The 11,667-nt window shown below is 63.5% G+C and carries 8 protein-coding genes and 2 riboswitches; of the genes, 7 read left to right on the forward strand and 1 reads right to left on the reverse strand.

All coding sequences use genetic code 11. The features are described from left to right. Positions 1-205 precede the first annotated feature (205 nt). Entirely contained in the window at positions 206-1,105 is a 900-nt protein-coding gene (locus PQQ96_RS07540; protein WP_408290484.1) for a c-type cytochrome, read from the forward strand. A 70-nt stretch (positions 1,106-1,175) separates the two neighbouring features. Here PQQ96_RS07540 and PQQ96_RS07545 read toward each other — a convergent pair whose 3' ends face one another. After that, entirely contained in the window at positions 1,176-3,266 is a 2,091-nt protein-coding gene (locus PQQ96_RS07545) for a UvrD-helicase domain-containing protein (RefSeq protein ID WP_408290486.1), read from the reverse strand. A 428-nt stretch (positions 3,267-3,694) separates the two neighbouring features. Between PQQ96_RS07545 and PQQ96_RS07550 the strand changes: the two genes are divergently transcribed. The 6 genes from PQQ96_RS07550 to PQQ96_RS07575 all read left to right on the forward strand — a co-directional run bounded on the left by PQQ96_RS07550 (position 3,695) and on the right by PQQ96_RS07575 (position 11,644). Next, positions 3,695-4,744: an oxidoreductase gene (locus PQQ96_RS07550; protein WP_408290487.1), complete on the forward strand. Its 1,050-nt coding sequence runs from the start codon at positions 3,695-3,697 to the stop codon at positions 4,742-4,744. Between the two features lie 201 nt (positions 4,745-4,945). After that, entirely contained in the window at positions 4,946-5,299 is a 354-nt protein-coding gene (locus tag PQQ96_RS07555) for a hypothetical protein (RefSeq protein WP_408290488.1), read from the forward strand. Positions 5,300-5,441: 142 nt separating this feature from the next. Continuing rightward, positions 5,442-5,542: riboswitch (glycine riboswitch) on the forward strand. A gap of 34 nt (positions 5,543-5,576) precedes the next feature. Further along, positions 5,577-5,728, forward strand: a riboswitch (glycine riboswitch). An 81-nt stretch (positions 5,729-5,809) separates the two neighbouring features. Beyond that, the gene (gene gcvT, locus PQQ96_RS07560; protein WP_408290489.1) at positions 5,810-6,928 is read left to right on the forward strand and encodes a glycine cleavage system aminomethyltransferase GcvT; all 1,119 of its coding nucleotides are present in this window, start codon (positions 5,810-5,812) and stop codon (positions 6,926-6,928) included. 62 nt (positions 6,929-6,990) lie between these two features. Continuing rightward, positions 6,991-7,371: a glycine cleavage system protein GcvH gene (gene gcvH, locus PQQ96_RS07565; protein ID WP_408290490.1), complete on the forward strand. Its 381-nt coding sequence runs from the start codon at positions 6,991-6,993 to the stop codon at positions 7,369-7,371. A gap of 94 nt (positions 7,372-7,465) precedes the next feature. Then, the gene (gene gcvP / locus PQQ96_RS07570) at positions 7,466-10,396 is read left to right on the forward strand and encodes an aminomethyl-transferring glycine dehydrogenase (RefSeq protein WP_408290492.1); all 2,931 of its coding nucleotides are present in this window, start codon (positions 7,466-7,468) and stop codon (positions 10,394-10,396) included. A 117-nt stretch (positions 10,397-10,513) separates the two neighbouring features. Next, on the forward strand, positions 10,514-11,644 hold the full coding sequence (locus PQQ96_RS07575; RefSeq protein WP_408290494.1) for an alginate lyase family protein: 1,131 nt from the start codon (positions 10,514-10,516) through the stop codon (positions 11,642-11,644). Positions 11,645-11,667 lie beyond the last annotated feature (23 nt).

The following is an 11,667-nucleotide window of genomic DNA, read 5'->3' on the forward strand; positions in this document are numbered from 1 at the left end:
CCTATATGACGGGATCGGGCGCCTGTTGCCCGCCATCCTGGCAACGCCGGCCGCGCCCCGCGATGCGGGTAAACGCCTGCTGAACACCGCTCCACGCCCCTCGCCGCCGCCGAAATGTTGCGTCTATAATCGTCCGTGCCTGATTAAAGAATAAGAAGTTGCCGTCACGCTGTACCGCTCACATACCCACGGAGACGAGACAAGCATGAGCGAAGCACCACACGGAGCCCCAATCAAAACCCCCGGGCAGCTCATTGCCGCGATCATTGCCAGTTTTGCGGTACCGATCGTTATCATCGTTCTGCTAGTGATCTACGTCGATAACTCGACGCGCACAGGCGCTGGCACAGACAGTCTTTCCGAAGCCGAAGTCACCGCGCGCATCCAGCCGCTCGCTCAGGTCGACATTCGCGACGCCAATGCACCGCGCGTCTACAAGACCGGCGAAGAGGTCTATAAGGCCGTTTGCTCCGCGTGTCACGCAGCGGGTGCGGCGGGCGCGCCGAAATTCACCAATACCGCCGACTGGGCCCCGCGCATTTCGCAGGGTTTCGACACGCTGTGGCACACGGCGCTCACCGGCAAGGGCGCGATGCCCCCGCGCGGCGGCACCAGCCCGGACGATTACAGCGACTTCGAAATCGCCCGCGCGGTGGTTTATATGGCGAACAACTCCGGCGCGAGCTTCCCTGAACCGGCGCAACCGGCAGCGGGTGCCGCGGCCGCCGCCTCGGGCGCTGCTGCCGCGGCGCCGGCAGGTGCGTCGGACGCAGGCGCCGCCCAAGCCGCCGCGGCGATGGCAGCCATGGCAAGCGTGCCGCAAGCGGCTGCGCCGGCAGCAGGCGGAGCGCAGAGCGCGGACGCCTCGCAAGCCGGCAAGGCCCTGTATCAGCAGGTTTGCCAGGCATGTCACGCGGCCGGCGTGCTGAACGCACCGAAGTTCGGCGACAAGGACGCGTGGGCACCGCGCCTGAAAGACCCGATCGACACGGTCTACAACTATGCGCTGCACGGCAAGGGTGCGATGCCGCCCAAAGGCGGCTCGACCGCCTCCGATGCGGACGTGAAGGCCGCCGTCGACTACATGGTCAGCGCAGTGAAGTAAGGCGCTTCCGGCGGTCGCCGCAGAATAAAAAAATCCCTGCACCGCGGCGACACGGGCAGGGATTTTTTCTTCAAGGCTTCTGCAACAGCGCCTTCAAACTCGCGAGCCGGTCTTTCGGCGACATCGGCGCCTCTTCAGGCGTCGGCGGCGGCGCGTCGTCGAGCAGCATCTCAGGGATGAAACGCGACGGTTCGCACACCACGATTTCGCGTGCACGCTTGCGCTTCTTGCACCAGTTCAGATGCAGGCTGCGCTGCGCCCGCGTGATCGCGACGTACATCAGACGACGCTCTTCCTCGATGCGCGCGTCGTCGATCGGCTCGTCGTCCGGGCCGCCGCGGTGCGGCATGATGCCTTCTTCGACACCCACCAGAAACACGTGCGGATACTCCAGCCCCTTCGACGCGTGCACGGTCGAAAGCCGCACCGCATCCGGATCTTCTTCGCGGCCTTCGAGCATGGACATCAGCGCGACGGTCTGAATCAGGCCGAGCAGATTCTTGCCGGTGTCGCCGAGGCCGTCGGCGGTGTCGTAGCCGGTTGCTTCGCTCTTCTCTGAACCCTCGGGCTCGGCCTTGGTGCCTTTGCGCTTCAACCACTCCATGAACTCGAGCACGTTCTGCCACTTGGACTGCGCCTGACGTTCGTCGAAAGCGTCGTACAGGTAGGCTTCGTAGTGGATCGCGTCCATCAATTCGTCGAGCAGCGGGCCGGCGGCATCTTTCTCGGCGCGGTCGGTGAGACGCTGCATGAAGTCGCAGAACACGCGCATCGGTTCGATCTGCCGCGGCGACAGGCGCGCCTCGATGCCGCCCATATACACCGCTTCGAACAACGACACCTTTGCCTGGCCCGCAAACGAGCCCAGCGCCTCGAGCGTCGTATTACCGACACCGCGGCGCGGCGTGGTGATCGCGCGGATGAACGCGGGGTCGTCGTTCGCGTTGGCGATCAGGCGCAGATACGCGCAGATATCCTTGATCTCGGCTTTGTCGAAGAACGACTGGCCGCCCGACAGCACGTACGGGATCCGTTCGCGACGCAGCACCTGTTCAAAGATGCGCGCCTGGAAGTTGCCGCGATACAGGATCGCGTAGTCGCGGAAATTCGCGCGCCGCTCGAACTTGTGCGCGGACAGGCGGAACACGACGGACTCGGCCTCGTGCTCTTCGTCGTTGCAAGGCGTGACGGTGATCGTGTCGCCCATGCCGTGTTCGGACCACAGCTTCTTTTCGAACAGCTTCGGGTTGTTCGCGATCACATTGTTCGCGGCGGTAAGAATGCGCACCGTCGAACGGTAATTCTGCTCGAGCTTGATCAGATGCAGCTTTGGAAAATCCTTGCTGAGCTGCCCGAGATTTTCGAGTGTCGCACCGCGCCAGCCGTAGATCGCCTGATCGTCGTCGCCGACCGCCGTGAACGCCGCGCGCTTACCCGCCAGCAGTTTCACCAGTTCGTACTGGCACGCGTTGGTGTCCTGATACTCGTCGATCAGCAGATAGCGCAGCTTGTTCTGCCAGCGGTCGCGCACCTGCTCGTTCTTCTCGAAGAGCTCAGCGGGCAGGCGGATCAGGTCGTCGAAATCGACCGCCTGATACGCATGCAGCGTCGCCACGTAGTTGCGGTAGACGATCGCGGCCTGATGTTCATCCTCGCTCGCGGCGATCGCAATCGCCTGCTCGGGCATGACCATGCCGTTCTTCCACAGCGAGATGATCGACTGGATCTTGCGGATGAAGCCCTTGTCCGTCGAGCCGACCTGCTCCTGGATCATGCCGAAGCAGTCGTCCGAATCCATGATCGAGAACTGCGGCTTCAGGCCGACGTGTTCCGCCTCCTGCCGCAGAATCTGCACGCCGAGCGAATGGAAGGTGCAAACCGTCAACTGGTTGACGGGCACTTTGCGGCCTTCCTTGCCGGGCGTGGTCAGCGTCTTGCCTTCGAGCAGCTTGCCCACGCGCTCGCGCATTTCCAGCGCGGCCTTGTTCGTGAACGTGACGGCAGCGATATGGCGCGGCTCGAAGCCTTTGGCCTCGATCAGGTGCGCAATTTTCTGCGTGATCACGCGCGTCTTGCCGCTACCTGCGCCGGCGAGCACGAGACACGGACCGTCAAGATAACGGACCGCTTCATTTTGAGCGGGGTTCAGGCCTGCGGACATCGTCTGTGGATGGGTAATGCGGTTGAGGGCGCTTGGGTGCGGAATCGCGAGACCGAAGGCCCGGGGGCATGCTGCGCGGGGCGGGCGGCTGGAACAGCGCCGCGTGCATTGCGGGGTTCCGGCTCGCTACGCTCAGCGCGAGAGGAGCGATGTTAACAGATAAACGCGAGATAAACGCGGCGGACGAACGCGACGGATAAACGGGACAGACTGGGCACGGATGACCGCGGCGGACACGCCGCGCCGGATACCCCGATGGCTACGCCTGGTCGACGCGGCGTCCACGCCTCTACGATGGAACGACAGCTATCGCTGACAACCGCCCACACCAATGCTGACAGTCCGCCTTCGGGACATGCCACAATTACAGTGTTGCGCGCCGTCGCCGCGGTGGCAAAGCGGCGCGCCGTTTTTGCAGGAAGACACGCATGTCCGCATCGCTGAAGATTGGATTGATGGGTTACGGTTTTGCTGGCGCGACCTTTCATGCGCCGGTGATCGAGCACTGCGGGCGAGCAAGCATCGCGGCCATCGCGACGAGTCAGCCCGAGCACGCATTGGCCGATTACCCACACGCGAAGGTGGTGGCCGATCTCGACGCGCTGCTGGCGCTCGAAGAAGTCGAGTGCGTCGTGATCGCGACGCCCAACGACACGCACTTCGACCTGGCGCGCCGCGCCCTGGAAGCGGGCAAGCACGTCGTCGTCGACAAGCCGGTCACACTGACCGCCGCCGACGCTCACACGCTCGCCAACATTGCGCTCGCCCGGGGCAAGCTGTTCGTGCCCTTTCACAACCGCCGCTGGGACGGTGACTTTCTGACCGTGCGGGATCTGCTTGCCAGCAGAGAGTTGGGACGCATCACGCAATACGAATCGCATTTCGACCGTTTCCGCCCGGAAGTTCGGCAGCGTTGGCGCGAAGAGGCTTCGCGCGGCGGCGGTCTGCTGTTCGACCTCGGGCCGCACCTGATCGATCAGGCCTTGGCGTTGTTCGGCGCACCGCAGACCGTATCCGCGACGGTTCGGACACATCGGGATCAAGCCAGCGCGCCGGACTACGTGCATATTCAACTGGGGTACGGCGAGTTCGAGGTGGTGTTGCATGCAAGCGCGTTGACCGCGCTGGTCGCGCCACGGTTTGCGATTCACGGCACGCAGGGGAGCTATGTGAAATACGGGCTCGATACGCAGGAAGATCAGTTGAAAGCTGGCTTACGGCCGGGCGACGAGGGGTTTGGCGCTAGCAACACGGCGGGGGTACTGCGTGTGCTGGAAGGCGATCAGGAAGTCGAGCGGGCTGTGCCTACGCGTAACGGTGAATACGTTGGCTTTTATATTGCCCTGGCGGATGCCATTCAAAACGGCGTGAAATTTCCGGTCACCGCTCAGGATGCGGTCGACGTGATGACGATTATCGAGCTTGCTGCCCGAAGCTCCGAGGAAGGCATGCGGCTGCCGTTTGAGCGTATTCGCTGACTTTTTTCCTTCGCTACGGGGCGCTTTCTGCGCCTGTGGCGGCGGCACGCTGACTATCCCACCGCCACAGGCAAAGATTCTGACAAGCCCGAAAGGAACATAACGTTACAAATAACCCCGTCTCCCTGGTCAGCGTGAATCCCCGGTAATCCGTTGCTACCCCAGTAGCACCAGAAAATGACAACGACTTCCGGAGAGTCCATGCCCCGTATCGCCCGCGCAGTAGCAGCATGCGCATTGCTCAGTTCTCTCGCCGCCTGCGTGGTGGCCCCCCAGCAACCCGCACCGGCGCCGCGCCCTAACCCGCAGCAAATCGCGGATGAGCGCCTCCATCAGGTGAACGGCCGTATCGACAACCTGAGCCGCCGCATTGACGTGCACGTCAACCAAGGCTACTACCCGCCCCCGCAAGGCGGCGCGTTGCATCACCGCCTCGACGTGATCCGTCAGGAAGCGCACGACATGGCGGCGCAACACGGCGGCGGCCTGTCCGGCGACGAACAGCGCGTGCTGAACCAGGAACTGGACAACGCGGCACACGCCATCGGCGAATAATCGCGCCTGTACAGGCACTGAAGCAACGAAGCGCGGGCATCACGTCCCGCGCTTTTTTTCGACTTTCGCAAACCGGCAGGGCCAACCCCCACGCCCCTTGCGGGCCTTTATTTGACAAGCCCCCGGCCCTCGCGTACATTCGCCGCACGCGTCGGGAGAGCGTGCTGGCCGCAGAAAATCGCAGGCCGCGCCGCCGAAGGGGCACACCCGCAAACTCTCAGGCAAAAGGACCGACTGCGTCGAAAAACCCGCGCCCAGGCAACATCAAGGCATCGGTTTTTCGCACTCTGGAGAGCGGCAGTAGCCGTCTGCATTGAGCAGATTCTGGCAGGCTGCCCACCGAAGGGGCGCGCGTTTCACCGTGGCGATCACGGCTTCAACATCGCACGGCAGCGCAATCTCTCAGGTATCGAGGACAGAGGGGTCATGCAACGCATTCGCTCGCAGCCAGCAGGCCGCGAGGCGTAGTGCCGCATGGCCTTTTTTGTTTCGCGAGACGCCTGAGGCCCCATGACCGAACTCAAACACACCCCGCTCAACGCCACCCATCGTGCGCTTAACGCCCGCATGGTCGATTTCGGCGGCTGGGACATGCCCGTCAACTACGGCTCGCAGATCGACGAACACCGCGCCGTGCGCACCGACGCCGGCATGTTCGACGTCTCGCATATGTGCGTCGTCGATTTCACCGGCGAGCGCGTACGCGCCTTCTTCGAATACGCGCTAGCCAACAACGTCGGCAAGCTGCAAACGCCGGGCCGCGCGCTCTATTCCTGCCTGCTGAACCCGAACGGCGGCGTGATCGACGATCTGATCGTCTATTACTTCAGCGAGACGCACTTCCGCCTGGTCGTCAACGCCGGCACCGCCGAGAAAGACGTCGCCTGGTTCAGCAAGCTCAACGCCGAAGGCAGCTACGGCCTGACCATCACGCCGCGCCGCGATCTGGCGATCGTCGCCGTGCAGGGCCCGAACGCCCGCGACAAGGTCTGGCAAGTCGCGCCGTCCAGCCGCACCTCGACCGAACTCCTTAAGCCGTTTAACGCCGCGATCGTCGACAACACGCCGTTTGGCGAATTGATGATTGCCCGCACCGGCTACACCGGCGAAGACGGCTTCGAAATCGTGCTGCCCGCCACGTCCGTCTGCGAGTTCTGGGACGCCTTGGTGCGTCAAGGCGTACACCCTGCGGGTCTCGGCGCGCGCGACACGCTGCGTCTCGAAGCCGGCATGAACCTGTACGGCCAGGACATGGACGACAACGTCTCGCCGCTCGACGCCGGCCTCGCCTGGACCGTCGATCTGACAACGCCCCGCGACTTCGTCGGCAAAAGCAAGCTGGAAGCCGATGGCTCGCAGGCCGCGTTCGTCGGTCTGATCCTGCTGAAGGAAAACGGCAAGGCGGCAGGCGTGCTGCGTGCTCACCAGAAAGTCGTCACGCCGCAGGGCGAAGGCGAGATCACCAGCGGTACTTTTTCCCCCACGATGCAGGAATCGATCGCCTTCGCGCGCGTGCCGAAAGGCGTGCAGCCGGGCGACACCGTTCACGTCCAGATTCGTGACAAGAACGTACCCGCAAGCGTGGTAAAACTGCCGTTCGTGCGCAACGGCAAGGTGCTCGCGGTTTAAGCAGCCGGCGCGTGCGTCACCACTTTGAATCACTACCCAATTACACCGCATAGGAGCATCCGATGAGCATCCCGGCCGATCTGAAATATACCGAATCGCACGAGTGGGTCCGCACCGAAGCGGACGGCACGCTGACGGTCGGCATCACCGACCACGCGCAGGAAGCGCTCGGCGATATCGTCTTCTTCGAAGTCCAGGAACTGGGCAAGACCGTCGAAGCCGGCGACACCGTCGCCGTGATCGAATCGGTGAAGGCCGCTTCCGATATCTACGCACCGGTTTCGGGCGAAATCATCGAAGCGAACCCGGCCGTCGCCGACACGCCGGATGGCGTCAACAGCGCCCCGTACGAGAACTGGCTCTTCAAGATCAAGCCGGCCGCGAACGCATCGCTGGACCGCCTGATCGACGCGGACGCGTACGCCAAGGCCGTCGGCGCCTGATTCACCGCAAGTCGCACCATTACGTTTAAACCCGACAGGCGCGGCGCGTCCGATTCAATCGTCGAACGGACGCCCGCACCGGCAGGAACACCTCATGAAGCTCGAACACCCGGATCGTCTGATGAACCGCACTCCTCTCTCGCTCGCCGCGCTCGAAGTGCATGATGCCTTCGCTGAACGGCACATCGGCCCGGATTCGGCCGACCAGCATGCGATGCTCGAAGCCCTCGGCTTTGCATCACGCGCCGCGCTGATCGACGCCGTCATTCCGAAGACGATCCGCCGCACCGAAACGCTGCCGCTCGGCCCCTTCGCCCAGCCGAAGAGCGAAGCCGAAGCGCTCGCCGCGCTGCGTGAGCTGGCGGACAAGAACCAGGTGTTCCGCTCGTACATCGGGCAGGGCTATTACAACGCGCACACCCCGACGGTGATCCTGCGTAACGTGCTGGAAAACCCGGCGTGGTACACCGCGTACACGCCGTATCAGCCGGAAATCTCCCAAGGCCGTCTGGAAGCGCTGCTGAACTTCCAGCAGATGATCGTCGACCTCACCGGTCTGGCGATCTCGAACGCATCGCTGCTCGACGAAGCGACCGCCGCCGCGGAAGCGATGACCTTGCTGCAACGCGTCGGCAAGCCGAAGTCGAATGTGTTCTACGTCGCCGACGACGTGCTGCCGCAAACCATCGAAGTGGTGAAGACGCGCGCCACGCCGGTCGGCATCGAAGTGAAAGTCGGCCCGGCTGCGGAGGCGGCGAACGCGAATGCCTTCGGCGTGCTGCTGCAATACCCGGGCGTGAACGGTGACGTGCGCGACTACCGCGCACTGGCCGACGCCATCCACGCAGCGGGCGGCCACGTGGTGGTCGCCGCCGATCTGCTCGCGCTGACCGTACTCACGCCGCCGGGCGAATGGGGTGCGGACGTGGCCGTCGGCAACACGCAGCGTTTCGGCGTGCCGGTTGGTTTCGGCGGCCCGCACGCGGCTTACCTCGCTGTGCGCGACGAATTCAAGCGTCAGATGCCGGGCCGTCTGGTCGGCGTAACCGTCGACGCACAAGGCAATCCGGCGTTGCGTCTGGCACTGCAAACGCGCGAACAACATATCCGCCGCGAAAAGGCGACCTCGAACGTGTGTACCGCGCAAGCGCTGCTCGCGATCATGGCCAGCATGTACGCCGTCTATCACGGTCCGCACGGCCTGAAGACGATCGCGCTGCGCGTGAATCGCATCGCGGCGCTGCTCGCAGCCGGCGCGAAGAAGCTCGGTTACACGCTCGTCAACGACACCTTCTTCGACACGCTCACGTTCGAAACCGGTGCGCGCACCCAGGCGCTGCATGACGCGGCGACGGCCAAGCGCATCAATCTGCGCCGCGTGAGCGACACGCGCGTCGGCATCTCGATCGACGAAACCACCAAGCGCAGCGATCTCGCCGACCTGCTCGCGGCATTTGCGCAAGCGGCATTTGTCGACGAGGTCCCGCAAATCGACGCCCTCGACGCAGAACTCCCGGCAGAGAGCACCGTGCCGGCCGCGCTCGAACGCACCAGCGCGTACCTCACGCACCATGTGTTCAACCGCCACCATTCGGAAACGGAAATGCTGCGCTACCTGCGCAGCCTGTCCGACAAGGATCTGGCGCTCGACCGCTCGATGATCCCGCTCGGCTCCTGCACGATGAAGCTGAACGCGACCTCGGAAATGCTGCCGGTCACGTGGCCCGAATTCGGTCAGATTCACCCGTTTGCGCCGGCTGAGCAAACGGTCGGCTACCGGGAAATGATCGATCAGCTCGAACAGATGCTGGTCGCGGCCACCGGCTACGCAGCCGTGTCGCTGCAACCGAATGCCGGCTCGCAAGGTGAATATGCTGGTCTATTGATCATTCACGCGTACCACGCATCGCGCGGCGAAGGTCACCGCAATGTCTGCCTGATTCCCGCTTCGGCGCACGGCACGAACCCGGCATCGGCGCAAATGGCCGGCATGCAGGTCGTCGTCGTCGCGTGCGACGCGCAAGGCAACGTCGATATCGACGACCTGCAGAAGAAGGCTGAGCAGCATGCCGACAAGCTCGCGGCGATCATGATCACGTACCCGTCCACACACGGCGTGTTCGAGTCGAACGTCCGCGAAATCTGCGAAATCGTGCATGCGCATGGCGGCCAGGTTTATGTGGACGGCGCGAACATGAACGCCATGGTCGGCCTGTGTGCGCCGGGCCAGTTCGGCGGCGACGTCTCGCACCTGAATCTGCATAAGACTTTCTGCATTCCGCACGGCGGCGGCGGACCGGGCGTCGGTCCGGTCGCGGTCGGCGCGCATCTCGCGCAATTCCTGCCGAATCAGATTTCGTCGGGCTATGAGCGTACGCCGAACGGTATCGGCGCCGTGTCGGGCGCACCGTACGGTTCCGCGTCGATCCTGCCGATTTCGTGGATGTACATCGCGATGATGGGCGCGAAGAACCTCACGGCTGCCACCGAAACCGCGATCCTCAACGCCAACTACGTCGCGAACAAACTCGCGCCGCATTACCCGGTGCTGTATTCGGGCCCGGGCGGACTGGTCGCGCACGAGTGCATTCTCGATCTGCGTCCAATCAAGGAAACCAGCGGCATTTCGGTCGACGACGTCGCCAAGCGCCTCGCCGACTACGGCTTCCACGCACCGACCATGAGCTTCCCGGTGCCGGGCACGCTGATGGTCGAGCCGACCGAATCGGAGTCGAAGGAAGAACTCGACCGCTTCATCGAAGCGATGATCGCGATCCGTGAGGAAATTCGCGCCGTGGAAGAAGGCCGCTCGGATCGCGAAGACAATCCGCTCAAGCACGCGCCGCATACGGCGGCGGTGGTCATCGCTAACGACTGGAAGCATGCGTATGCGCGTGAAACCGCGGCGTATCCGCTGGCCACGTTGATCGCGAAGAAGTACTGGCCGCCGGTGGGCCGTGCGGACAACGTGTACGGCGACCGCAACCTGTTCTGCGCCTGCGTGCCGATCGCCGACTACGAGTAAGCGTGGCCGCCAACCGCGCATCGCCTGAAGGTTGTAAGCAGGCGTTGCGCGGTTCTGTCGCTTGTCACGGCAAACGGCTAACATCACACACCGAATCAGCCTAACGAGGAGTTTCGCATGGCGCGAAAGGTGCGATTGATGCAAGGCCGGACCGAAGCAAGGCGAGCCCAGACGTGGCAGCAGGCTTGCACACTGTTGTTAGCAGGCGCAGCGGCGCTGCTGCCGCTACGGCAGGCGCAAGCCGCGATGAATTTTTGTGCAGCGCCCGCGCTGCAAACCAGCGAGCGCACGAACGCCGATCCGGGCGTCAAGGCGCTGGTGAGCAATGTGCAGGCCCATCTGAACGACCCGCCGCATGCGCTGGCGAAACTGCATTCCGAAGGCACGCTGCCGCACGAGGGCATCTACGATCAAAGCGTCGAGGCGGAGAAAGATCTCGATCTGCTGCGCGACGCCGCGCTCGCCTGGCGCGCGACCAGCGAGGACCGTTATCTCAAGCTGGTCGACCGCTTGCTGTATGCGTGGGTCACGACGTATCAACCCAGTTTCAATCCGATCGACGAAACCCATTTCGAAGGCCTGATCCTCGCCTACGACATGACCGCGAGCGCGTTGCCGGTGAAAACGCGCAACGCATCGATGGCGTTCCTGACGAAGCTCGCGAGCGGCTACATCGCGCAGATCGACGCGCAACCGCGGCCGCTCAAGGGTACGTTCAAGAACAATTGGCAGAGCCACCGGATCAAGCTGATCGCAATGGCCGCGTTCACGCTCGATAACCGCAAGATGATCAACGCGGCGCAGCGTTTGTTCGACGAGCATATCGGCGACAACATCGCGCCGGACGGCTCGACGGTGGACTTCGCCGAGCGCGATGCCTTGCATTACGTCACCTACGACCTGCAGCCGCTCGTGACCGCCGCGCTCGCCGCGCGCCGCCACAACCGCAACTGGTTGCCGGAGAAGGGGGCAAACGGCGCGTCGCTGCAAGCCGCGCTGAACTGGCTCACGCCTTATGCGGACGGCAGCAAGACGCATGAAGAATTTGTGCATTCGACCGTTGCGTTCGATGCTAAACGTCGCGAGGCCGGTTTGCCCGGCTATTCGGGTCAATGGGATCCGAAAAACGCGACAGAACTGTTTCACCTGGCGGCGCGTCTAGATGGACGCTATACGCCGATCGCGCTGCAGCTCGCACCGACGCCGCCCGCGTGGCTCGCCGTGTGTTTGCCGCTGCCGGCGCGCTAAACTTACTTTTATCAGCAGGGAGC

It is taken from the genome of Paraburkholderia sediminicola, assembly GCF_046027825.1.
In the GTDB taxonomy this organism is placed as follows: domain Bacteria; phylum Pseudomonadota; class Gammaproteobacteria; order Burkholderiales; family Burkholderiaceae; genus Paraburkholderia; species Paraburkholderia sediminicola_D.

Excerpts from the sequence above, each read along its gene's own strand:
- PQQ96_RS07540 (WP_408290484.1), top strand. The coding sequence starts at position 206 with ATGAGCGAAGCACCACACGGAGCCCCAATCAAAACCCCCGGGCAGCTC.
- PQQ96_RS07545 (WP_408290486.1), bottom strand. The coding sequence starts at position 3,266 with ATGTCCGCAGGCCTGAACCCCGCTCAAAATGAAGCGGTCCGTTATCTT.
- PQQ96_RS07550 (WP_408290487.1), top strand. The coding sequence starts at position 3,695 with ATGTCCGCATCGCTGAAGATTGGATTGATGGGTTACGGTTTTGCTGGC.
- PQQ96_RS07555 (WP_408290488.1), top strand. The coding sequence starts at position 4,946 with ATGCCCCGTATCGCCCGCGCAGTAGCAGCATGCGCATTGCTCAGTTCT.
- gcvT (WP_408290489.1), top strand. The coding sequence starts at position 5,810 with ATGACCGAACTCAAACACACCCCGCTCAACGCCACCCATCGTGCGCTT.
- gcvH (WP_408290490.1), top strand. The coding sequence starts at position 6,991 with ATGAGCATCCCGGCCGATCTGAAATATACCGAATCGCACGAGTGGGTC.
- gcvP (WP_408290492.1), top strand. The coding sequence starts at position 7,466 with ATGAAGCTCGAACACCCGGATCGTCTGATGAACCGCACTCCTCTCTCG.
- PQQ96_RS07575 (WP_408290494.1), top strand. The coding sequence starts at position 10,514 with ATGGCGCGAAAGGTGCGATTGATGCAAGGCCGGACCGAAGCAAGGCGA.